Here is a 22,579-nt window from a genome sequence, read left to right on the forward strand (position 1 = left end):
GTCAGGCGGCGGTCCCGGGAGCCCGGGCCCCCTCCCCGGCCAGCGGTGGCGCGGCGATGTTACGGGGCCCCGCGTCCTCGGTGCGAGCCCGCCCGACCGCCGCGACGATGCCGCTCAGGCCGCCCTTGAGAACCGCCACCGTCGTGCTCGCGAAATCCGTGCAGAGACTGCGGCTATCACGGGTGATGACTGATCAACAATCTCTATGTTCAAGAATTAGAAAGATTAAAATTAGAATACGACCGTTCCGGGTGCCATTTTTGTCGGACGATCCCGGAAATTCGGCGGCACGACGGGCGCGGATATGCCGCGCCGGCGGCCTGCGCCTGCGCCGCACCGGCAGCCCGAGGCAAGCCAGGGCCTGGGCTGGCGTGTATGCTGGGCACATCCCGATTCGGCTCGCGCGACGGGTCCGACCGTCGCGCGCGCGGACGGGCGGACAGGAGAGCCCGCGCCGCGATGCCGTCCTTCGACACGCCTGTCCCGGTCGGAGCCTTCGCGCTGATCCTCGTGGCCTTCGCGGTGAAGCAGCTCGGGGCGGATTTCCTGCTGCAGAGCAGCTGGATGGCGCAAGGCAAGGAGCGCGCCTCCGCGTGGCTCGCCCCGCTCTGCGCCCACACAAGCCTGCACGGGCTCGGCACGCTGCTGATCGCCCTGATGGTCGCGCCGGCCCTGTGGTGGCTCGCCCTGGCCGATTTCGCGATCCACTCGGTGATCGACCGCGGCAAGGCGCTGGTCGGCCAGCGCACCCATTTCCCCACCACGGATGCCCGGTTCTGGTGGCTGATCGGGGTCGATCAGTTCCTGCATCAGGTGACCCATATCGGGCTCGCCCTGGTGCTGGCGGCGGCCTGATCCCGGCCGCCGAGGGCCGTCACTGCAGCTCGACCTCGAGCAGACGGTTCGTGTCGACGACCTTGCCGGCGAGTTCGAGGATCAGGAAGCGCTGGAAGGTCAGCGCGAGGTCCGGGCGCTCGCGCTCCATGCGGGCGAGGGCGGCGCGGTCGATGCCGACCACCCGGCAGGCGCTCTCGGCCACCGCCGTCGCGGTGCGCCGCCCGCCCTGCACCAGGGCGATCTCGCCGATGACCGTGCCCGCGGTGGTGGTGCGCAGGCGCAGGCTGGGACGGCCGGGCAACGCCATCTCGATGGAGACCAGCCCCCGCTCGAGGAAGTAGAGGGCGTCGGCCGCCTCGCCCTGGCGCATCAGCGCCTCCCCGGGGGCGAGTTCGCGCACGGCGAGATAGGGCGCGCAGTCGGCCGCCCCGAACGCGCAGCCCAGCCGGTCCGCCATGTGCCGGGCGAAGGGCGCGACCTCCTCCTCCCCGGCGGTCCCGGTCTCCGCCAGGAGCGTCGCCTCGGCCTCGCGCAGGGCGGCGTCCAGGGTGTCGAGGATCCGGATCCGGGCGTTGGCGGCGAGGCGCCCGCGCTCGACCTGGCGCAGCGCCGTCGGACCGAGATGGACGAGCAGCAGGTCGAAGCCGCACTGCTCGGCGCGCTGTCCGATCTTGCGGAACGCCACGAGCGCCGAGCTGTCGAGCCCGACGCAGTCGCGGAAGTCCAGGATGAGCACGCGCAGGTCCGGGGCCTCGGCGGCGGCCCGGCGGTAGATCGCCTGCGCGTTGAGGAAGAACAGGTAGCCCTGCAGGCTGTAGATCCGGGTCCGGGTCCCGGCCGCGCGCAGCCGCTCGGCCGTGTCGGGGGCGCGGATCACGCTGCTGCGCCGCTCCGTTCCGGTGAGCGCCCGGCGCAGCGCCGGGATCCGCGCGTACTGGACGGCGAAGATCAGCATCGCCAGCACGATGCCGACCAGGCAGCCGACGGGGGCGCCGAGCAGCGCGGTGGCCGCGCACACCGCCAGCGCGATGACGAGCTCCCACCGCAGGAGCGTCCGGCTGGCCAGCGCGAGGTTGGTCAGGTGGCCGATGCCGATGGCGACCAGGGCGCCCCCGGCGAGCGGGCGCGGCAGGAGCGCGAGGATCCCGGCACCGAAGGCCAGCAGGGCCGCCATCACCGCGAGGGTGAGCCACCGCCCCAGCCAGCGGCCGCCGCCGATGTTGTGCAGCAGCAGCGTCGAGGTCCGGTCGAAGCCCATCACGGGACTGCCGAACAGGCTGCCGACCAGGTTGGCCCAGCCCGACGCCACGAAGACCCGGTCGACGTCGAATTCGCGCCGCAGGTCCAGCTCCGCGGTGACGACGTAGAGGATCTGGACGATGACCGCGACGACCACGTAGGTCACGATCTTGGGCAGGATCGGCACGAGCAGGGCCGGGTCGAGGGCCGCGAGGCTGCCGATCGCCGGCGCCTGGAACAGGGAACCCGTCGGCAGCGGGTCGATCAGCCATCCGGCGGCCTGCGCGGCGGCCCTGTCGACGCCGTGCCAGGCGAGGCCGAGATGCACCACGAGGAGGCTCGAGAGGATGACGGCCGGGTAGGTCGCCCAGTGCGGGAGGCGCCGGGGCAGGGCGAAGGCGCAGACCCCGATGCAGAGCGTCAGGCCGACGCGCCCGAGCGCCCCGGGATCGACAGGGCCCGGATCGGCGCCGGCCGGCCCGAGGGCGCCGAGCAGCGTGGCGAGCGGATCGGACAGCTGCGCGCCGATCTGCACGCCGCTGCGCAGGAGCAGGAGGCCGACGCCGGCGAGGAACCCGGTCAGGACCGGGAGCGGCAGCAGCTGCGCCAGCAGCGAGGCGCGCAGGGTGCCGAGCAGCGCGAAGACGAGGCCGGTGATCAGGGTCGACAGGCCGCAGGCGACGAGGACGATCCGGCCGACCGAGTCCGGATCGGTCACGCCCGCCGCGCGCAGCTGCTCGGCGACCGCCGCGGCGATCGCCGCCTGCACGATCGCCGCGGCGCCGAAGAAGGACAGCGAGATCACCACCGTCCGCCGGAGCGCGAGAAAGACCAGGCTGCCGGCCAGGTAGGCCGTCAGCATCGCCGACACCCCGGCGGCCCGGCTCTCCGCGAGCGGTCCCGAGAAGATGAGCTGCGAGAAGCTGATGAGATCGACGACGATCATCATCGTGGCCACCGCGGCGGCCACGACGGTGCGCGACAGGCGCAGGGTCGCCGCGCCCGCCGCATCCCCGAGCCTCCCCCCGCCCCCGGCGGATGATCGATCGGCGGTGGTCATCGGTGTGGGATCCCGGTCTCGAAGGGCCGGCACAGGCCGTGACCGCACGCGCTCGACGGTCGCGCGAGGTTCAGGCGAAGCACCGGATTCACGCGGGACTGATTAGCGCCCGGCGATCGCGGCCGCACGCGCAAAATGTCAGGTTGGTTGATCGATCTGAGTGCGGCTTTGACCGAACCTCTCCTGGAGAGATCGGTGTGTCACCGTTCTCGGTCGCGACCGGATCAGGCCGGATGGGATGGCTCCGGCCGCAGGATCTCGGTCAAATCTGTCCGGGATCATGCGCAGCCGCAGGATCGGCGGCCCGACCAGCCCCGATCCGCGGGGGCTAGGGCCGCTCGCGGTCCCGGGGCACGGGGCTGCGCGCCGGCGGCGCAGGTCACGGGCTCGCGCTCCCGTCGGCACGCGCCGCGCCCGCATCTGCCGCGGCGGCGCCGCGAACGGCGCGGGCGCTCAGCGCGCCTCGCTGAACCGCTTGGTCGCCCGCTGTTCCTTCTTGTAGGCGGTGATCGCCGCCGAGCAGCCGGCGGAGAGCTTCTTGAGGTTGGTCTTGAAGCAAGCCTCGACTTCCGGACCGCCCGGCGCGTAGGCGCTGCAGTAATCCATGTAGTCGCCGGTGCAATGCTGCTTGAGGGCCTCGCGGGCCGGCGACGACTCGGCGCGGGCCGCCACGGGACCCAGGCAGAGACCGATGGCCAGCAGGGCCGTCTTGGTCGAGGTCATGGACATCCTTCGCTCATCCGAGCCGCACGAGCGTGTCGCGCGGCGATAGAGGGAGCCGATGGACGCCAAGGATGGCATCACCATGACGTTCGAGCGACTCGAATGCAGGTCAGCCATGCCCAATACTGCAGGACGGGTCGAGTCCAGGGCAACTCAACCCCGCGACCGGACTGCCCGTGCGGCCTCCGGCACGTCGCGCAACGCTGCCGGGCCGGACGTCGACCGCCGGGGCTCGATCCCGAGGCAGTCCCGGTCGGGAGGGCAGGTTCGCTCGGTCGCGGGCCCGGGGGGCGGGCCGATCCCGACCCGGCAGTGCTGCGCGACCGCTCGCTCGCGCCTGGGCAGGCGCGCCGGTCCGGCGCCGCCGGGCGATCCCGCGACGCCCTCGCTGGCGCGTCGGCGGGAAACGAGACAGGGCCAGCCGCGATGGCTGGCCCTGATCGTACCGCCGCGCCCGAGGCTTATTCGGCGGCGTTCATCTCAGCGGTGAAGTGGCCGCACCAGTCGCTCGAGGCGACCACCGGCCACAGACCCTTGGAGTCCGGCTCCGGCTGGCTGACCGGCGGGTTGAAGCGGCAGAGGCCGGCATCGCCCTGGGCGGGGGCGCCGTTGCCCTTGTGCTCGTCGAAGAACTTGCAGCTCTCGCAATGCGCGCTGGCCATGTCGCGTGTCTCCCGGTCTCTGGATCGGCGTCGCGCCGTTCTCACATAAGAATTAGAACAGCTACAATCTATGAGTCAATCCTCGACTCGGGGCGGAGTTCCGCCGCTGGACCCCGTCTCGCGCATCCGGAGGGCGTCTTCGGGTGGCGTGCCCGGACGTCCGGCCTGCCGCCGTGGCTCCCGCGCACGCGGAACGGCCGCGCAGCGCCAGACCATCGGGGCGAACCGGGCACAGATCGCCGGCCGCCGTCGACCGCCTGCACGCCGGTGGTGTGGCCGTTGTCGTCCTGCGCCCGGCCGGGCGGTGACCCGTGGATGACGGCGCCGCGCGGGTGCGGCCCACCGTTCGGGCCTTCCCGCCGCGATCCCTGCCCCTCGACGCGCGGCCCTGGCGCGTCCCCTGTCCCGCCGGGATCCTGCCCGGTCAGTCGGTGAAGGCCGCCACCGTGCGGCGCGTGCCGCGCAGGAAGGCGTCGGCGGCGTGGATCAGGGGAGTCAGGTCGACGTCGCTGGCGCCGGAGCGCACCAGGGCGGCGAAGCGGTCGTAGAGGCCGCGGTACTCCGCCTCGGGCGGAAGCGTTTGGTCGTGACCGTCGATCGCCAGGGCCGCGCCGCCCCGCGACAGCACGAGCGTGCCGTCCTCGGTCTCGACCCGGATGTCCCAGGTCTGGGGGCCGGTCTGGCGCCAGTCGAACACCGCGTGGATCGGGGTGCCGGCGGAATCCGCGAAGCGCAGGTCGGCGGCGATCGGCGCCTGACGGTTCTCCGGCACCGACAGGGTCGCCTCGGTCAGGAAGAAGGGCGGCAGGATGTGGGTCGCGATCGACAGGGCGTTGATCCCCGGGTCGAACACGCCCATCCCGCCGGCGTCCCAGATCCAGTCCTGGCCCGGGTGCCAATGCCGAACATCCTCCAGCCAGGCGATCGACACCGCGCGGATGCGCCGGCCCGACAGCCAGCGCCGCGCGGGTTCGACCCCGGGCGCGTAGCGGGAATGCCAGCTCGCGAACAGGCTCACGCCGCGTGCCCGCGCGGCCTCGACCAGGAGCCCGACCTCGGCCAGGGTCGCCCCGGGCGGCTTCTCCAGGAAGACGTGGAGGCCCGCCTCGATCGCCGCCCGGGCGGCCGCGAACCGGGCCTGCGGCGGCTGGCACAGGGCGACCGCGTCGAGGCCGTGCCCCGCCGCCAGCATCTCGGGCAGGCTGCGGTGGTTCGGCACCCCGTCCAGGCCGCCCTGCCGGCTCGCCACCGCCACGAGGCTGTAATCCGGCGACGCGCCGATGACCGGCAGGTGCTGGTCGCGGGCGATCTTGCCGACGCCCACCAGGCCGATGCGGATCGGGTTCGCCATCTCAGAGCCCCCGCACGACGGTGTCGACGGACGGGGCGGCGACCGGCGGGTTGCGCGGGGGCCGCGTGAACGGCGCGGCCTCGATCTCGACCACGTCGCCGGGCCGGGTCGCGACGCCGTCGCTGAACGCGCGGGTGGCGGTCCCGAAGAGGCGGACATGCCGGTCGCCGGGGCGGCGGAACCGCGTATTCTTGAAGGGGAGCCGCCCCAGGTTGGCGAGACTTTGGGACAGGGTCGCCTCCCCCGTGAGGAACGGTCGCTCCCGGAGGAGAGTGCCGTCGCGCCGGACGCGGCTGGTGCCGCGCCTGGCCGCCGGCCGCGCGTGGAGCACCGGCCGCATCACGCCCTCGGCGGGCAGCGCCGTGCCGCGCTGCCCGTCGGCGCCCCGGGATTGCAGGCGTGATGAACCCATCTCGATCTCCCGAGGGCGGCCTCTCCGGTGCCGTCCCGTGGCACGGCTGTCCGGAGCCGCGCGGCGCCCGGTCAGCGGCCGGGCTACCCGTTGAGGGTGCCGTCGATCCGGCGCGGCAGATGCCAGGGATTGTCCGGGCGCAGGGGCGGCGGCAGCAGCGCGTCGGGCAGGTCCTGGTAGCAGACCGGCCGCAGGAACCGCTCGATCGCCAGGGTGCCCACCGAGGTGCTGCGACCGTCCGACGTCGCCGGGAACGGGCCGCCATGCACCATCGCGGGGGCGACCTCGACGCCGGTGGGCCAGCCGTTGGCCAGGATGCGGCCGGCCTTGCGGGCCAGCAGCGGCACCAGCCCGGCGGCGAGGTGCTCGTCCGCCCGGTCGAGATGCAGCGTCGCGGTGAGCTGGCCCCCGAGGGACCCGATGAGTCCGGCGAGCTCCGCCGGATCGGCGGCCGTCACCAGAAGTGCGGCCGGGCCGAACATCTCGTCCGCCAGCGCCCGATCGGCCAGGACGCGGCGCGCCTCCGTGCGCAGCAGGGCGGCGGGGGCCCCCCCCGGCCCGGCCGCCGCCCCGCGCGCCGCCACCGTCACCCCCGGGCGATCCGCCATGGCGGCGACGGCGACCTCGAATCGGGCCCTGATCTCGGCGGTCAGCATCGCGTGCGGCGCGCTCGCGCGGATCAGCGCGCCGGCCTCCTCCGCGAAGGCGTCGAGCTCCGGGCCGGCGATCCCGATCAGCAGGCCCGGATTGGTGCAGAACTGCCCGGCCCCGAGCGTCAGCGACTGGACGAAGCCCGCCGCCAGCGCCGCGCTCCGGGCCCGGAGGGCCCCGGGCAGGAGCAGGACGGGGTTGACCGCGCTCATCTCGGCGTAGACCGGGATCGGCTCGGCCCGGCCGGCCGCCACCCGCATCAGCGCCAGCCCGCCCCCGCGCGACCCGGTGAAGCCGACGGCCTTGATCCGCGGATCCGCCACCAGGGCGGTGCCCAGCGCGGTCGACGGCCCCGGCAGGTACGAGAACACGCCCTCGTGCAGGCCGCAGGCGGCCACGGCCGCGCGCACGGCCCGCGCCACCAGCTCGCCGGTCCCCGGATGGGCGGGGTGACCCTTGACCACCACCGGGCAGCCCGCCGCCAGCGCCGAGGCGGTGTCGCCCCCCGCCACCGAGAAGGCGAGCGGGAAGTTCGAGGCACCGAACACCGCCACCGGGCCCAGCGCCACGTGGCGCCGGCGCAGGTCCGGCCGGGGCAGCGGCTTGCGGTCCGGCAGGGCCGGATCGATCGTGGCCTGGACCCAATCGCCCGCCCGGACGAGGTCGGCGAACAGGCGCAGCTGGCCGACCGTGCGGGCGCGCTCGCCCTCCAGGCGCGCCTGCGGCAGGCCCGTCTCGGCCATGGCCCGCGCGATCAGGGGAGCCCCGAGATCGGTCACGGCCGCAGCCACGGATTCGAGGAAGGTCGCGCGCAACGCGGGTGCGGTCTCGGAGAAGCTCGGGAACGCCGCCTCCGCCAGCGCGCAGGCGGCCTCGACCTCCGCGGCGCCCGCGGCCGAGAAGGCCGGCTCCAGCGGAGTCCCGGTGGCGGGATTCAGCGCCACGAATGTCTCGGCCGCCGTCACGTCCGCGGCGCCGACGAGGCCGACGCCCCAGATCGTCCCGGGGGCTGCGGTTTGTTTACTCATACAAATAGGTTAGAGCAGTTCGTAGCGGCTCGCAAGCGGTTCGGCCCCCGCTGCCGACAGGTGTCGATGCTTGCGCTCCTACAACTTCAGGATACAGTCTCGGCGATCCCGCCCCGTCCCGGTGGCTCGGACCGGAGGCAACGGGTGAGGCAGGATCGCGGTCACGAGGATGTCCGGCTCCCGCTCGCCTCGAGCTGGCGCCGCATCCACGGCTCCGTGGCGCGCGACCTCGGCATCGCGATCCTGGGCGGCCGCTACGCCCCGGGGGATGTGCTGCCCGGGGAGATCGAATTCTCGGAGCAGCTCAAGGTGTCGCGCACCGCCTACCGCGAGGCGATCCGCATCCTGAGCGCCAAGGGCCTGGTGGAGAGCCGGCCGCGCACCGGCACCCGCGTGAGCCAGCGCAGCCGCTGGAACCTGCTCGATCCCGACATCCTCGCCTGGGCCTTCCAGGCGGAGCCGAGCGAGGCGTTCATCCGGGACCTGTTCGAGCTGCGGATGATCGTCGAGCCGGCCGCGGCGGCGCTGGCCGCCGAGCGGCGCTCGGGCCTCGACATCGCCCGGATGGGCCACGCCCTCGAGGAGATGGGCCGCCACGGGCTCGCCACCGAGGCCGGCCGGGCCGCCGACCAGGCCTTCCACAACGCGATCCTCGAGGCCGCGCGCAACGGGCCGCTGATGGCCCTGTCGAGCTCCATCGCCGCCGCGGTCACCTGGACCACGATCTTCAAGCATCGCCGCAAGGGCTTGCCCCGGGACGCGATGCCCGACCACCGGCTCCTCTACGAGGCGATCGTGGCGGGGGAGCCGGAGGCCGCCCGCCAGACCATGACCGAGCTGATCCGCTTCGCCCTCGCCGACACCGAGATGGCGATGCGGCCTTAAGAGTCCGGGTTTCCAATGGGCGAGCCCTTTGGCAGGGTATCGGGGCGGAGCCCCGATGTCGGGCTTTGCCCCGATGTCGGGCTTTGCCCCGATACCCAGCAAGGCGCTGCCCTGCACCCACGAAAGCTCCCGGACCTTTCGAATCCGGGACCCTGTGCGGCTCAGTGATTGTCGCGCGGCAGGCCGCTGGTCTGCGCGATCCGCTGGAAGCGCTCGGCGCCCTCGAGGATCGCGCCCGTGTGCATCTGCCCCACCGCGGCGCGCTGCATCGCCTGCCAGGGGGTCTGCGAGGCCGGATAGGCGTAGCCGCCGGCCTCCTCCAGGGTCCTGCGGCGGCGGGCGATCTCGTCCGCGTCGACCAGCATGTCGGCGGTGCCCCGGCGCAAGTCGATCCGCACCCGGTCGCCGGTGCGCAGCAGCGCGAGGCCGCCGCCGGCCGCCGCCTCGGGCGCGGCGTTGAGGATCGACGGCGAGGCCGAGGTGCCGGACTGGCGCCCGTCGCCGAGGCACGGCAGGGCGTGCACGCCGGCCCGGATCAGCTGCGCGGGCGGGCGCATGTTCACCACCTCGGCGGCCCCGGGATAGCCCACCGGCCCGGCCCCGCGCATGACCAGCAGGGTCTCGTCGGTGATGCCGAGGCTCGGATCGTCGATCCGGGCGTGGTAATCCTCGGGCCCGTCGAAGACCACGACCGGGCCCTCGAAGGCGTCGGGATCCTCCGGGTTCGACAGGTAGCGGTTGCGGAACTCGGCGCCGATGACGCTGGTCTTCATGACCGCCGCCTCGAACAGGTTGCCGCGCAGCACCAGGAAGCCCGCCGCCTCCTTCAGGGGCCGGTCGATCGGCCGGATCACGTCCTCGTCCTCGATGGTGGCGTCCCGGCAATTCTCGCCGATGGAGCGCCCGTTCACCGTCAGCGCGCCCTCGCGGATCAGGCCGCGGCGCATGAGCTGCGCCACCACCGCCGGGAGGCTGCCGGCGCGGTAGTAATCCTCGCCGAGATAGGCGCCGGCCGGCTGCAGGTTGACGAGCAGCGGCACGTCGAGCCCGTAGGTCTGCCAGTCGGTGACGTCGAGCGCGACCCCCATGTGCCGGGCGATCGCCGCCAGGTGGATCGGCGCGTTGGTCGAGCCGCCGATGGCCGAATTGACCACGATGGCGTTGAGGAACGCGTCCCGGGTGAGGATCTCGGAGGGCTTCAGGTCCTCCGCCACCATGGCGACGATGCGCTTGCCGGTCTGGTAGGCGACCTCCTGCCGGTCGCGGTAGGGGGCGGGGATCGCCGCGGAGCCCGGCAGCATCATCCCCAGGGCCTCCGCCAGGGTGTTCATGGTCGTGGCCGTGCCCATCGTGTTGCAGAAGCCCGTGGACGGCGCCGACGAGGTCACCAGCTTGATGAAGCCGTCGTTGTCGATCTCGCCCGCCGCCAGCATCTCGCGGGCCTTCCACACGATGGTGCCGGAGCCGGTGCGCTGGCCCTTGAACCAGCCGTTCAGCATCGGCCCCACCGAGAGGGCGATGGCCGGGATGTTCACGGTGGCGGCCGCCATCAGGCAGGCCGGGGTGGTCTTGTCGCAGCCCGTGGTCAGCACCACGCCGTCGAGGGGGTAGCCGTAGAGCAGTTCCACGAGGCCCAGATAGGCGAGGTTCCGGTCGAGGCCCGCGGTCGGCCGCTTGCCGGTCTCCTGGATCGGGTGGACGGGGAATTCGAGCACGATGCCCCCGGCCTCGCGGATGCCCTCGCGGATCCGCTCCGCGAGGACGAGGTGGTGGCGGTTGCACGGGGACAGGTCCGAGCCGGTCTGGGCGATGCCGATGATCGGCCTGCCCGAGCGCAGCTCCTCCAGGCTCAGGCCGAAGTTGAGGTAGCGCTCCAGGTAGAGCGCCGTCATGTCGATATTGTCGGGGTTGTCGAACCAGGCGCGCGAGCGCAGGGGCCGGGCAATCGGTCGATCGGTCATTTGCGGGTCCGGTGGGCGGGGCTGGTCGAGAAGCGGTAGGTGATCACGTTCCGGTAGGTCTGGCCGGGGTCGAGCCGGGCCGAGCCGAAGGCCGGCTGGTTCGGCGTGTCGGGGAACAGCTCCGGCTCCAGCGCCAGGGCGTCCGACTGCCGGTAGGCGAGGCCGGACTTACCCACCGCGGTCGCGTCGAGGAAGTTGCCGGCGTAGAACTGCACCCCGGGCTGGTTGCTGGCGATGTCGAGGATGCGGCCCGAATGCGGATCCTCGACCCGCGCCGCCGGATGCGGCTCGGCCGTGGGGGCGTCGGTCACCACCCAATTGTGGTCGTAGCCGCGCCCCCGCGCGATCTGGACGTCGCGGCCCTCGCGGATGCGCGCGCCGATCACCGCGGGCTTGCGGAAATCGAAGGGCGTGCCCGCCACCGGCAGGTGTTCCCCGGTCGGGATCAGGGTGGCGTCGACGGGCGTGTAGCGCTCCGCCGGGATGGTGAGGACGTTGTCCAGGATCGACCGGCCCGAGCCCTCGCCCGCGAGGTTGAAGAAGCTGTGGTTGGTCAGGTTGACGATGGTCGGCTTGTCGGTGGTCGCCTGGTAGGTGACCGTGAGCGTGTCCGCGTCGTCGAGGGTGTAGGTGGCGGTCGCCGTCAGCGTGCCGGGATAGCCCTCCTCGCCGTCCGGGCTGACGTAGCGCAGGGTCACCGACGGCGCCGCGCCGCCCGTCACCGCGGTGATCGTCCAGAGCCGTTTGTCGAAGCCCGCCGTCCCGCCGTGCAGGGCGTTCGGGCCGTCGTTGGTGGCGAGCGCGTGGCTCTGCCCGTCCAGGGTGAAGCGGCCGGCGCGGATGCGGTTCGCGTAGCGCCCGACGCTCACGCCGAAATAGTTGGGCTTGGCGAGGTAGCCGGCGAGGTCGTTGTAGCCGAGCACCACGTCCGCCGGCTTGCCGGCGCGGTCCGGCACGTCGAGGGTCCGCAGGAGCGCCCCCCAGGACAGCACCCGCGCGGTGATGCCGTGGCCGTTGGCCAGCGTCACCTCCTCGACCGTGCGGCCGTCCGGCAGGGTGCCGAACACGCTCCTGACCGGCTCGGCCGCCCGGGCCGCCGGGATCGCCACGCAGGCGCACAGCGCCGCCATTCCCACGCTCCGCATCGATTCCTCCCCCTCCGGTGATGACCGCGCCCGCCCTGCCGCTTCTGAGGCGGCTCGAGCGGGCGGTCGCGGTTGACGACCGCGACTCCGCTATATACTCAGACAATTGCGTTCGACAACACGGGGCCCCGGCAAGAGGGCATGGCCAGGGAGACAGGCTGGATGGCAGGACCGATGGCGAACGCCGGGCCGTCCGCGGGCGGGACGGCGGAGGCCGCGACGCGCGATCAGGGCCGCCACCGCCCGGCCCTGTCGCTGCTCGCAAGCCTGTTCTTCATGTGGGGCTTCATCACCGTCATCAACAACACGCTGCTGCCGCACCTGCGCAGCGTGTTCGACCTGGATTACACGCAGACCACCCTGATCGAGTCGGTCTGGTTCATCGCCTATTTCATGGCCTCGCTGCCGGCGGCGAAGCTGATCGCGCGGATCGGCTACCAGCGCGCCCTGGCGACCGGGCTCGGCATCATGGCGCTCGGCACGCTCGGCATGGTCCTGGCCGCGCACCGGGTCTCGTACGCGATCACGCTCACCGCGCTGTTCGTGATCGCGAGCGGCATCACGCTGCTGCAGGTGGCCGCCAACCCCTACGTGGCGGTGGTCGGGCCGGCCGAGAGCGCCCCGGCACGGCTCAACCTCGTGCAGGCGTTCAACTCGCTGGGGACCACCCTGGCGCCGCTGTTCGGCGGCTACCTGATCCTCGGCCGCTCCGCCTCGGGCAATGCGGCGGCCGGCACCGTGCTGAGCCCGGCCGAGCGCCTGGCGGACGCGCAGTCGGTGCAGCTCCCCTACCTGATCGTGGCGGCGATCCTGGTGGTCCTCGCCGTGGCGATCGCCCGCTTCCCGCTGCCCGCGATCGGCGGCGGCACCGGCCGGGCCGCCGAGGCCGGGCGCGCCGGCCCGTCGCTCTGGCGGCACCGCAACCTCGTGCTCGGCGTGCCGGCGATCTTCATCTACCTGATCGCCGAGATCGGGGTTTCGAACCTGTTCATCAACTTCGTCTCGCAGCCGGCGATCGGCGACCTGACGCACGCCCAGGCCGCGCGCTACCTGTTCCTGCTCTGGGGCGGGATGATGGTCGGCCGCTTCGTCGGCAGCTACCTGATGCAGACCCGGCCGGCCGAGACCGTGCTGGCCGGGGCGGCGGTCGGCGCCGGCGCGGTGATGCTGGTGGCGACCTTCGCCACGGGCCATCTGGCGATGTGGGCGCTGATCTCGGTGGGGCTGTTCCACGCGATCATGTTCCCAACGATCTTCACCCTGGGCATCCGCGGCCTCGGGCCGCTCACCGAGAAGGGGGCGGGGCTGCTGATCATGGCGATCGCGGGCGGCGCGCTGGTGGTGGTGCAGGGCTGGGCGGCGGACCGGTTCGGCCTGCAGCCGTCCTTCCTGATCACCGCGGCTTGCGAACTCTACGTCCTCTTCTACGCGCTCTGGGGCTGCCGGCCGGCCCCCGGGCAACCGGCCTGATCGGCGCGGCCGGCCATGGTTGCGGGGATCCGGATCGTCGCCCGCACGGGCCGTGACCGGCTCGGGGAGGGCCCGGTCTGGGTGCCGGAGCGGGGGCGTCTGTTCTGGGTCGACATCGACGCGCCGGCCCTGAACTGGCTCGACCTCGCCGGCGGCGGGACCGGCACCCGGCCCTTCCCGGAGCCTTTGGGCTGGATCATCCCCCGCGCCGGACGGCGGGACTTCATCGTCGGGCTGAAGAGCGGCTTTTCGACCTACGACCTGGAGGCCGACCGCATCACGCCGATCGGCGATCCGGAGCCCGACCACCCGGACAACCGCCTGAACGACGCCAAGGTCGATCGCGCCGGCCGGATCTGGGCCGGGACCATGCACCAGGCCGAGACGGCGGTCTCGGGCTCCCTGCACCGGCTCGACCCCGACCTGACCTGGCGGCGGATGGACGGCGGTTACGGGGTCGCCAACGGCCCGACCTTCAGCCTCGACGGCCGGATCCTCTATCACAGCGACAGCGCCGCCCGGACGGTCTACGCCTTCGACCTCGCCGCGGACGGGACTCTCACGGGCAAGCGGACCTTCCTGCGCTTCCCGGACGATTGGGGCTGGCCCGACGGGATGACCACGGATGAAGAGGGCTGCCTCTGGATCGCCCATTGGGGCGGCGGCCGGCTCAGCCGGGTGGATCCGGAGGGGCGCCTGATGCGGGCGATCCCCCTGCCCGCCCCCAACATCACGAGCTGCGCCTTCGCGGGGGACGGGCTCGACCGCCTGTTCGTGACCTCGGCCGCCCGGGGCGCCGAGGACGTGCCGGAGGCCGGGGCCCTGTTCGAACTCGACGCCGGCGTCCGGGGCCTGCCGCCGCGGGCCTTCGGGGGCTGAACGGGTTCTACTCCGGACTCGCCCCACCACGCCCGCGTGCCGCTGGTCCGGGCGGCATCCGACGCCGCCCGGACCAGCGGCTCCGCGCCCCTGCCGGTCGCCTTCCGGGCGGCTTCGGGCCGGCGACGTCATCCGGATGAGGGATGCGCCGCCCCGGCCCGGCCCCTACGGTCGTGCCATCTCCGAGACGAGACGCCTCAGACCCGCCCGGCCCGTGCCGCGGCGGGTTTCTTGTCGGGTTCGATGCCCGCGCCGGGCGGACCGGCCCGCATGCGCCGGCGGGGAGGTCCCGGCGCCGTCGCGGCGATGCCGGTTTTCGAGCCCGGCGCGCCGGTATTCGGATTATTCGTTGGTCTGTCGGCGCTCAGTCCGCAGCTTTATCTCCGATCGGGCCGGTCCTAGACTGGTCGAACGGACATGGCCGTCTCTGGGCTTCGCGCGGCGCGCGTCCCGGGCGCGCCGGGCCTGCCGGACCGACCGCGGCTGAGGTGACGATGGGCCAGATGACGATCAAGGACGTCGCCCGGCGGGCCGGCGTCAGCTTCCAGACGGTCTCCCTGGTCCTGAACCACCCCGAGAAGGTCGCCCGGACCACGCGCGAGACCATCGAGGCCGCCATGCGCGACCTGGAATTCGTGCCGAGCCTCGCGGCCCGCTCGCTGCGCAAGAAGCCCAGCCGCAGCATCGCCTGCGTGTTCTCGGTGGGCGCGCGGGCCGACGCGTCCGGCCTGATGCAGGAGGCCGACCAGGGCGGCCTGCTGCAGGCCTTCGCGTACGTGACCGACCAGCACGGATACACGCTGGTCCACCGGCGCTGGTGCAGCGACGACCCGGACAGCGTGGGTCGGATCACCAGCCTGGTGAGCGAGGCCCGGGTCGACGGCCTCGTGCTCTTCGCCGAGCGCCGGGACGATCCGCTGATCGCGATGCTGCAGGCCAAGCGGTTCCCCTTCGTGATCTTCGGCCTCGACACGCCCGGCGCGCATTTCGCGATGCGGGCCGAGCGCGATGCGGTCTACGAGGCCGTGCGCTACCTCGCGCGGACGGGCAGCCGGGCGATCAGCTTTCTCGAGGGCAAGCGCGACGGCAGGCGGATGCGGACCGTCGCCGAGCGGTTCCGGGGCTACCGGGAGGCCCTGGCGGAGGCCGGGCTGCCGCTGCGGGACGACCTCGTCGTCCCGTGCGACTGGACATCCGAGAGCGGCCATCGCGCGACGCTCCGCCTGCTCGACGGCCCGGTCCGGCCGGACGCGATCGTGGCGGCCGACGACCGGGTGGCGTTCGGGGTGCTGAAGGCGCTGCACGATCGCGGCATCCGGGTTCCCGAGGCGATCCGGGTCGTCGGCTTCGACAACTCCATCCAGAGCGCCTACACGATCCCGAGCCTGACCTCGATCGAGGTCCCGACCCTCGAGATGGTCCGGTTCGCCTTCGCGACCCTGGTGGAGGTCATCGAGGGCACGCGCGCCCCGGACGACCTGGCGCAGCGGCACTTCCCCACCCGCCTCGTCGTGCGCGAGTCCACCGGATCCGACGGGCGGGCGCAGCTCTCCTAGGGGCGGGCCGCCTGGCGGCCCGCTCCACGGGCGGGACCGAGCCTGACGGACGCGCCCGGGCGCCCGCCGTTAACCGTTCATCAACCATATCCCGAACAGATTCTCGGCCGGAGGGCTGAGCCATGACCCGACGCCGGGATTTCGACGCACTGAGCGAGGCGCAGATCGCCGCGGGACGGACCCGGAAGCGCTGGGTCGAGCCGAAGGCGGAGTTCCGCCCCGCCGCGCCGCAGGCCGTGACCGAGCTGCTCGACACGATCCAGCACGTGGCCGAGGCCGCCACGGGCGAGCGCAGCTTCCTGCACCTGCGCCCCGACGCGGGCGGCGCCCGCGGACGCTGAGACGATCCGATCCGCGGCCGCGGGCTGGCAAGGGCCGGCCGGTTCTGCAACAAGGCCGCCATGAGACGGCGTCACGTCTTCAGATCCGCCCGCGCCCGTGCGCCGACCGCCGCCGGCCGACGCGGCGGGCGCCCTGCGCCATGAGCGCGGACGAGACGGCGGATCTCCGGCGGCGCAACCGCGCCCTCGCGCAGGAGGTCGAGCGCCTGCGCGCCGCCCTCGCGGCCGACCGGGCCGGGACCGGGGTCGCGGTCGAACCCGCGGACGAGACCGCCTTCGGCCGCGCGTTCTGGCACGTGTCCGCCCGGATCGACACGATCCTGTCCGAGCCCGATCCGGAGCGGATCGACGACGCCGAGTTCCGCCGCCTCGCCGATCACCTCCCGATCCTGTGCTGGCTCGCCCGCAGCGACGGCTACCTGTTCTGGTACAACCGCCGCTGGCTCGACTATTGCGGCACCACGCAGGAGGCCATGGCGGGCTGGGGCTGGCGGAGCGTCCACGATCCCGCCGAGCTGCCGCGGGTCATGGAGGTCTGGGCCGCTTCGATCGCCACCGGCGCGCCCTTCGAGATGGTCTTCCCCCTGCGCGGGGCCGACGGGGTGTTCCGGCCGTTCCTCACGCGGATCGTGCCCCTGCGGGACGCCACCGGCCGGGTGGTGCGCTGGTTCGGGGTCAATGCCGAGATCGGCGCCCAGGCCCGCGCCGAGGCGGCGCTGCGCGCCTCCGAGACCCGGCTGCACCGGGCCCAGGAGGCCGGCGGGGTCGGGATCTTCTCCGTCGACATCGCCAGCGACACCGTCCACGCCACGCCGAACTTCTTCCGCCTGTACGGCCTGCGGGAGCAGGAGCGGCTCTTCACCGACGCCATCATCCGCCTGGTGAACCCCGAGGATGCCGGGATCGTCTCGCAGCCCGCCGACCGCCGGGCCGGCCTCGTCGCGCGGGACGTCGCCTACCGCATCCGCCGGGCCGATACCGGCGAGGAGCGCTGGATCGCCCGCCGGGGCGAGTTCGAGCGCGACGGCGCCGGACGCGCGGTCCGGTTCGTCGGGGCGGTGCGCGACATCACCGATCACAAGTTGGCCGAGCTGCGGGCCGAGGCCAACGAGCGCGAGTTGCGCCTCGTCGCCGACGCGCTGCCGGTGCTCATCGCCTTCATCGACCGGGACTTCATCTACCGCTTCGCCAATGCGGCCTACCAGGACTGGTTCTACCGCCCGCCCTCCGAGATCGTCGGCCGGGACGTGCGCGACCTTCTGAGCCCGGCGAACGCGGAGGTGCGGCGGACCTACATGGCCCGGGCGCTCGCCGGCGAGGCGGTCCTGTTCGAGACCGTGTGGCCTCACGCGGACGGGCGCCACCGCGACGCCGAGATCCGCTACCTGCCCCGGCGGGACGCCGACGGCGCGGTCGACGGCTTCCACGTGTTCGTGCAGGACATCACCGACCGCAAGCGGGTCGAGACCGCCCTGCTCACCGAGGTCACGCAGCGCACGCGCGAGCGCGACCGGTTGTGGGAGACCACCAACGACCTGATGGGCACGGCCGGCCTCGACGGCTTCCTGAAGAGCGTCAACCCGGCCTGGACGCGCATGCTCGGCTGGAGCGAGCCGGACCTCCTCGGCCGTCCGTTCGCGGCCCTCGTCGATCCGGCCGACCATGCCGAGACCGCCGCGGTGGTGGCCCGCCTCGCGGCCGGCGAGCGGGTGACCGGCTTCGTCGACCGCGTCCTGACGCAGGCCGGCGAGCGCCGGGTGGTGATGTGGACGGCGGTGCCCGATCCCGGCACCGATCAAAAGAAAATCGAAGCCGAAGATATATATAAATCAGCAACTTATGCTGAAATGGCAGATGATTGAACCAGAAAATGTCCAATAAGCGGGAGTGAAAGCCGGTGGACTCTACCGCCCGCACCGGATGCGTGAGCGGCGTTCGTGAAGGGCGGACATCAACCGGCAAAGTTGGCGTGCAAGGCTTCTTCGTCGGTGGATCCACCCCGGCCTTCCACGCTCGTCCCGAGGCTCCTCCCTCACAAGGCTGAGGGGCGGGCGTGGATGCCGAGGGCTGTCGTGAGGCCCGGCTGGGTTCAAACTGCTGCTCATAAGATTTGAAGAGTGAGCCGACCGCGCGAGCAACCGGGCCGGGGCCAGCAAAACGGAAACCGTTTCCGTTTTTCGAAAAGCGAAACTGTTTCGCATTTGCTCGGCAGTGCGTAGGCTGAGCGAGTCAGCAGGTTGCCGACGGGCCTAGCTGAACTCCACGCCCGCCCGACAACGTCTCCGCCGAGGCAGGGCGGGCGTGGATGCCAAGGGGGTGGGTATTCACCACCCCCCCCTACTGGCACAGCACCGGCATCGTCGGGATCGCCGGCACGCCGCTGGCGGTGAGCGGGATCGGACCACGCCCGACAGCGACCAGCGTCCGCAGGCTGCGCGTGGCGTAGTAGTTCGCCCTGCGCATGTCGTGGGTGGCACGGCGGACCCGCCGCGTGTGCCACCACGCCACCGCGATGATGAACGGGCGGATCAGCCGCATAGCTTGATCACCTCCCGCAGGACGGTAAGGACAAGCCGCTGTCCTACGTCGAGGGCGCTCTCGTCCTGGTTATCCTTGAAGGGCAGCGCGTGATCCGCGAAGTCCTTGAGGCAGAGCTGTGCCTTGGCCTGCAGATCTGACAGCGAACGCGACGGCTCCGCGATGGCCCGATCTACCACCGCGTCGGACCGGTCGCCTTCATCACTGATCCGGTCGTCATCCCAATGGTCTGAGACGGCGGCCGTGTTGATGTAGTCGATATGCCGGATGGCCCAGAGGCAAGCTTCGGCCAGGTCAGATCGGGGTGCGGCCGCTACGGAAGGGAGGGCCATGACAGCCCCTCCTGTGAGCGGAGTGGCCAGTATGGCGCCGAGAGCGGCGCGGCGGGTGGGGGCGGTCATCGTCTACCCTCCTGTACCACCGGCCGGAACGTCGTCGCCCAAGCCTCCTCAGCCTCTACTGAGGTGAGCGGGCAGCCGACCGCCGACAACACGACCGGCGCGCGCAACTGCGCATCAAGCGCAAACCGATCCTTGCTGAAGTGGTCGAAATGGAAGTGCGAGCCCGGGTTGAGGCACGGGATGAAGGTGCCGTTCTCCATGCCCACCGCGCATTGGATGGCGCGCTGCTCGAAGTGCAGCCACGCCGAGTAGGTCGCGAGCATGCCGGGTGTGACGGGCTGGGCCGCCCGAACCGGGGTGCCGATGAGAGCCACACTGCCGCCGATCAGCGGGAGCGTGGTGAGGCCGCGCAGGAACCCGCGGCGGTTGGCCGGGCCGCTCATAAGCAGCCCCCATAGCCCGGGAAGCCCTGCTCGGCCGCCGCTTCAAGGTCGGCAATGCCGTTGTCGTCGGTGAACCCTTCGTCGTCGCTGCTCCTACCCAAGGTGCAGAGGCTACCGTCACGTTTGCGCCCGGTGTGCGCGTAATCGGCCTCCAAGTCCGTGTCGCCGTCCATCGCGTCGAGGAGGTCGATCAGGCCGCCGATCAGATCCTCGACCTCGGTGCGGGACAGGGCGCGGATGCCGTGAACGAAGGCGCCGTGACTGAGGACAGTAGAGTCGACAACTTGGCGACTCTTCTTGACCGGCTCGGCCGCCCGCATGGCGCGGATGGCCTGTGTGACCGGTCCTACCTGTGCTGAAGGCAAGCGCGGGCGTTCACCGCCGCCGAGGCGCGGTGTAGGGTGGTGGATAGCCATGTGACGGTTCCCAAGGCGTTGCGTGGTTAGAGCCGTGAGCGAGGTTGCAGCCTTGCTCCGGCTCGCCTTTTCTGCTAAACCTAAAAGATGCTCCTGTCAATTATGGCTGAACCAAAAAAGCGTGGTCGCCCGGCGACAGGACGCGATCCCATGTACGGTTTCCGTATGTCGGACACCCTGCGTGACGGCATCGACGATTGGCGCGAGGGCCAGCCTGACAAGCCATCACGCTCAGAAGCCATCCGCCGCCTCGTAGAGGAAGCCTTGAAGGCGAGGCAGTCGTAATTACTGGGCGAGGGCCTGCTCCGGACCTGTTAAAATGAGCCGAAACTGTGGCAACCAGATCACGCGGCTCGTGGATTTACGGCTTGTTAACATATGCTGATGGCGCGTCCCTAAGCCCGCGAGATCATACGACTTCGCTCGATTGGGGCTGCCTGCGATGCCCATATCCATCTACGATCGCCTGCACGCCTACATCGTAGTCGCCTTGATGATCGGCGGAGGCGCGATGATGGGAGCGGCGTGGATTTTGGATGCGCTTTAATAGCTCGGCTCACTGAGCACCTGACGGCGAAGGGCTATCTGAAATGAGTGACCCTGAGCCTGACGATATCTTTCGCGAACGGTTGCTGCGCGTGGTCGCCGAAAACGATCGCCACACTGCGCTTTTTGCGCGCGGGTCTACGCTCGATGTCCTCGGCCGCAAGTACGATCGGTTCAGAACTGGCGTGCCGTTGAAGGGGCTCGGGGCAGATGGAAGCCAGCCCACTCCGAAGCCATACGCCGGCTGGTAGAAGTAGCGATGAAGGCGAAGCAGTCGTAGGGGGACGTATGAGCGATCCTGAGCCCGATCCCGCGTTCCGTGAACGTCTGATGCGAGAGGTCTCTCAGGACGATCGCGACCGCGTGCAGAGGGCCCAGGGGAAGCAGCTCGACGCGATCGGCCGCAAGTACGACGTGTTCAGGACCGGTGTGCCGTTGCCGGGCTTCGACGGCTTCAAGGACGACATCACTGGGGACGAGGCCTGACCCCATCCCCCGCCTCGAGGAAAAGGCGCTGAAGGCTGGGCCGAATTGTTCCGCGGAACAACCTCTTCGAGGCCGCTGGCGTCATCTTCATCGAGGAGAACGGCGAGGGGCCGGGGGTGCGGCTACGAAAGACAGCAGCCGAGTAAGCGTGTGCGCGATTAGAACGCATAGGGGCGAAACCCAAAGGTGAATTTGAAACAGCCCCTCGGATGAAAAACTCTTGCGGGCTGAGGAGCATGGCGCAAATTTCCCGCGGACAAATTTGCATCCGAGAATTAGCACCCCATTTAATTTCTCGTGTCATGTTGCGAACATGGCATACGATGCGCATTGACGGTTTTTTCCATTCCTGCCAAATCGGCGTGGAATGGGCGAACCGGCCATGGGAGCTGCGCGTTCGAACCATTCGCGAAGCGGGGGCTTCGTTACAGGGTGAGGTGATATGATGAGCGAGCAGAAAAAGTTTCTCGCTCGGCTCGAAACTGCCCGTCAGGAAGGGCTGGTGGATGTGAAGTTTCTCTTCCACCCGTCGAGGGCGGTCCAGCCGGAGGAGATTTTTGCCGGGCTTAATGAGATTGAAGATGCGATCTCGTCCGGCAATTGCGTGCGCCATTTCAAATGGAATGGCGATGCGCCGGCGGAAGGGTCAAGCTACGAAGCTTGACATCAAATAATCCGCGCATCTACTAGCTTAGGCGGGCCAAGGCCCGCCTTTGTTGTTTTTGGGCTTCATCATGGTTCCCGCAGTTATTGCCGTTCGCGATGCGTGCAGAAAGACCTTCCCAACTACTGATACATTCACCCTGCAGCAGGTTTCGAATGCGATAGAGGCATACACGCAGATAGATGACGTGAGATTTCTGGGATACAACGTCAGTCCAACAAATCCTATATGGGGCGAGTTCCTGCGGTTCACGTCTTTTCTTCCTTACCGCGGAAGACAAGAACTTGTCGAAATTCGATACGCAAATCATTTGCCTGTCGAATGGCGTAGATTTGTGGTCACAAAAGAACTGTGCCACGCTATGGACAGTCGATCTGGTGCTCATACTGTCTCTGCGCAGGCTGTCACAACCTTGATAACTACACTGGCTTTATATAGTAGCGTTCAATCTGGGTCGGCACTGGGGATGGCGGTCAACGCAGAGCGCCTTGCAGAAGTTTGTGCGATGGAAATTTTGCTCCCTTTTTCAGTTCGTCAGCGAATGATATCGGACGGTTCGCTCGCGAATTTAGGCGCAGCGGGTATCGCTAGAAATCTTGATTTGCCTGATACAATGGTCGGCCAAGTATTTGACTCTTCGTACATGCAGATTGCAGCTACTGTCTTTCCTTAACTTCTTCTATTTTATCTCAATAGAAATATAGGTCGCGCGCGATTTTTTGAAATTTCTCGACACCGTCACCCCGGCGGTCACCCTGCCGGGATGCGCTACGCCTGCCCACTGTTGGCCGCCATCGCGTAGGCCCGGCGTGGAACGGACTCTCGATCGCCGAGTTGCTCGGCAGGTTGGAGAGAGGGCGACATGCTGACAGGCAGCCTGCTGTGGCTCATCGGAGTGCCGATCCCCATCGTCATCCTGCTGTGGCTGTTTTTTCTACGTGGGCG

Annotated in this window: 23 protein-coding genes; 10 read left to right on the forward strand and 13 right to left on the reverse strand. The window is 70.5% G+C overall.

What is annotated here, in order from left to right:
- Position 1: 1 nt before the first annotated feature.
- On the reverse strand, positions 2-139 hold the full coding sequence (locus tag MKL01_RS02565; RefSeq protein WP_243903669.1) for a hypothetical protein: 138 nt from the start codon (positions 137-139) through the stop codon (positions 2-4).
- A gap of 320 nt (positions 140-459) precedes the next feature.
- On the opposite strand from MKL01_RS02565, the gene MKL01_RS02570 reads away from it, so the two are divergent.
- Entirely contained in the window at positions 460-855 is a 396-nt protein-coding gene (locus MKL01_RS02570; protein WP_243903670.1) for a DUF3307 domain-containing protein, read from the forward strand.
- A gap of 19 nt (positions 856-874) precedes the next feature.
- Here MKL01_RS02570 and MKL01_RS02575 read toward each other — a convergent pair whose 3' ends face one another.
- From MKL01_RS02575 to MKL01_RS02600, 6 genes are all read right to left on the reverse strand, one after another.
- Positions 875-3,136 (reverse strand): cyclic nucleotide-binding domain-containing protein, encoded by a 2,262-nt coding sequence (locus MKL01_RS02575; protein ID WP_243903671.1) that lies wholly within the window; start codon positions 3,134-3,136, stop codon positions 875-877.
- A 453-nt stretch (positions 3,137-3,589) separates the two neighbouring features.
- On the reverse strand, positions 3,590-3,859 hold the full coding sequence (locus tag MKL01_RS02580) for a hypothetical protein (protein ID WP_243903672.1): 270 nt from the start codon (positions 3,857-3,859) through the stop codon (positions 3,590-3,592).
- 461 nt (positions 3,860-4,320) lie between these two features.
- A complete protein-coding gene (locus tag MKL01_RS02585) occupies positions 4,321-4,521 on the reverse strand; it encodes a hypothetical protein (RefSeq protein WP_243903673.1) in 201 nt (66 codons plus the stop codon).
- 424 nt (positions 4,522-4,945) lie between these two features.
- Positions 4,946-5,872 (reverse strand): Gfo/Idh/MocA family protein, encoded by a 927-nt coding sequence (locus tag MKL01_RS02590; RefSeq protein ID WP_243903674.1) that lies wholly within the window; start codon positions 5,870-5,872, stop codon positions 4,946-4,948.
- A gap of 1 nt (position 5,873) precedes the next feature.
- Complete coding sequence (locus tag MKL01_RS02595; RefSeq protein ID WP_243903675.1) at positions 5,874-6,284, reverse strand: hypothetical protein; 411 nt, start codon at positions 6,282-6,284, stop codon at positions 5,874-5,876.
- Between the two features lie 83 nt (positions 6,285-6,367).
- Positions 6,368-7,963: an aldehyde dehydrogenase (NADP(+)) gene (locus MKL01_RS02600; RefSeq protein WP_243903676.1), complete on the reverse strand. Its 1,596-nt coding sequence runs from the start codon at positions 7,961-7,963 to the stop codon at positions 6,368-6,370.
- 144 nt (positions 7,964-8,107) lie between these two features.
- On the opposite strand from MKL01_RS02600, the gene MKL01_RS02605 reads away from it, so the two are divergent.
- Complete coding sequence (locus MKL01_RS02605) at positions 8,108-8,848, forward strand: FadR/GntR family transcriptional regulator (RefSeq protein WP_243903677.1); 741 nt, start codon at positions 8,108-8,110, stop codon at positions 8,846-8,848.
- 161 nt (positions 8,849-9,009) lie between these two features.
- Here MKL01_RS02605 and MKL01_RS02610 read toward each other — a convergent pair whose 3' ends face one another.
- Complete coding sequence (locus MKL01_RS02610; RefSeq protein WP_243903678.1) at positions 9,010-10,809, reverse strand: IlvD/Edd family dehydratase; 1,800 nt, start codon at positions 10,807-10,809, stop codon at positions 9,010-9,012.
- Positions 10,806-11,954, reverse strand: a complete 1,149-nt coding sequence (locus MKL01_RS02615; RefSeq protein WP_243903679.1) for an aldose epimerase family protein — start codon at positions 11,952-11,954, stop codon at positions 10,806-10,808. Before MKL01_RS02615 ends, MKL01_RS02610 begins: the two co-directional genes overlap by 4 nt.
- 162 nt (positions 11,955-12,116) lie before the next feature.
- Here MKL01_RS02615 and MKL01_RS02620 point away from each other — a divergent pair, with 162 nt between their 5' ends.
- From MKL01_RS02620 to MKL01_RS02640, 5 genes are all read left to right on the forward strand, one after another.
- On the forward strand, positions 12,117-13,424 hold the full coding sequence (locus MKL01_RS02620; protein ID WP_243903680.1) for a sugar MFS transporter: 1,308 nt from the start codon (positions 12,117-12,119) through the stop codon (positions 13,422-13,424).
- Between the two features lie 15 nt (positions 13,425-13,439).
- Positions 13,440-14,303, forward strand: coding sequence for an SMP-30/gluconolactonase/LRE family protein (locus MKL01_RS02625; RefSeq protein WP_243903681.1), 864 nt, complete (start codon positions 13,440-13,442; stop codon positions 14,301-14,303).
- Between the two features lie 503 nt (positions 14,304-14,806).
- Entirely contained in the window at positions 14,807-15,859 is a 1,053-nt protein-coding gene (locus MKL01_RS02630) for a LacI family DNA-binding transcriptional regulator (RefSeq protein ID WP_243903682.1), read from the forward strand.
- Positions 15,860-15,981: 122 nt separating this feature from the next.
- Entirely contained in the window at positions 15,982-16,200 is a 219-nt protein-coding gene (locus tag MKL01_RS02635) for a hypothetical protein (RefSeq protein ID WP_243903683.1), read from the forward strand.
- Between the two features lie 140 nt (positions 16,201-16,340).
- Positions 16,341-18,062 carry a PAS domain-containing protein gene (locus MKL01_RS02640; RefSeq protein ID WP_243903684.1) on the forward strand — a complete coding sequence of 574 codons (1,722 nt, stop codon included), beginning with the start codon at positions 16,341-16,343 and terminating at the stop codon, positions 18,060-18,062.
- A gap of 475 nt (positions 18,063-18,537) precedes the next feature.
- Here MKL01_RS02640 and MKL01_RS02645 read toward each other — a convergent pair whose 3' ends face one another.
- From MKL01_RS02645 to MKL01_RS02660, 4 genes are read right to left on the reverse strand one after another with little or no spacing between them, the layout of a single operon-like run.
- A complete protein-coding gene (locus MKL01_RS02645; protein WP_243903685.1) occupies positions 18,538-18,738 on the reverse strand; it encodes a hypothetical protein in 201 nt (66 codons plus the stop codon).
- Complete coding sequence (locus MKL01_RS02650) at positions 18,729-19,139, reverse strand: hypothetical protein (protein WP_243903686.1); 411 nt, start codon at positions 19,137-19,139, stop codon at positions 18,729-18,731. The genes MKL01_RS02645 and MKL01_RS02650 overlap by 10 nt, the downstream gene beginning before the upstream one ends.
- Entirely contained in the window at positions 19,136-19,522 is a 387-nt protein-coding gene (locus MKL01_RS02655) for a hypothetical protein (protein WP_243903687.1), read from the reverse strand. Before MKL01_RS02655 ends, MKL01_RS02650 begins: the two co-directional genes overlap by 4 nt.
- On the reverse strand, positions 19,519-19,938 hold the full coding sequence (locus tag MKL01_RS02660; protein WP_243903688.1) for a hypothetical protein: 420 nt from the start codon (positions 19,936-19,938) through the stop codon (positions 19,519-19,521). Before MKL01_RS02660 ends, MKL01_RS02655 begins: the two co-directional genes overlap by 4 nt.
- An 876-nt stretch (positions 19,939-20,814) precedes the next feature.
- Between MKL01_RS02660 and MKL01_RS02665 the strand changes: the two genes are divergently transcribed.
- The 3 genes from MKL01_RS02665 (at position 20,815) to MKL01_RS02675 (ending at position 22,307) form a co-directional block, all read left to right on the forward strand.
- A complete protein-coding gene (locus MKL01_RS02665; protein ID WP_243903689.1) occupies positions 20,815-20,970 on the forward strand; it encodes a hypothetical protein in 156 nt (51 codons plus the stop codon).
- 442 nt (positions 20,971-21,412) lie between these two features.
- The gene (locus MKL01_RS02670) at positions 21,413-21,634 is read left to right on the forward strand and encodes a hypothetical protein (RefSeq protein ID WP_243903690.1); all 222 of its coding nucleotides are present in this window, start codon (positions 21,413-21,415) and stop codon (positions 21,632-21,634) included.
- Positions 21,635-21,704: 70 nt separating this feature from the next.
- Positions 21,705-22,307 (forward strand): hypothetical protein, encoded by a 603-nt coding sequence (locus MKL01_RS02675; protein ID WP_243903691.1) that lies wholly within the window; start codon positions 21,705-21,707, stop codon positions 22,305-22,307.
- Positions 22,308-22,579 lie beyond the last annotated feature (272 nt).

Origin of the sequence: Methylobacterium sp. J-070 (assembly GCF_022829385.1) — a bacterium.
In the GTDB taxonomy this organism is placed as follows: domain Bacteria; phylum Pseudomonadota; class Alphaproteobacteria; order Rhizobiales; family Beijerinckiaceae; genus Methylobacterium.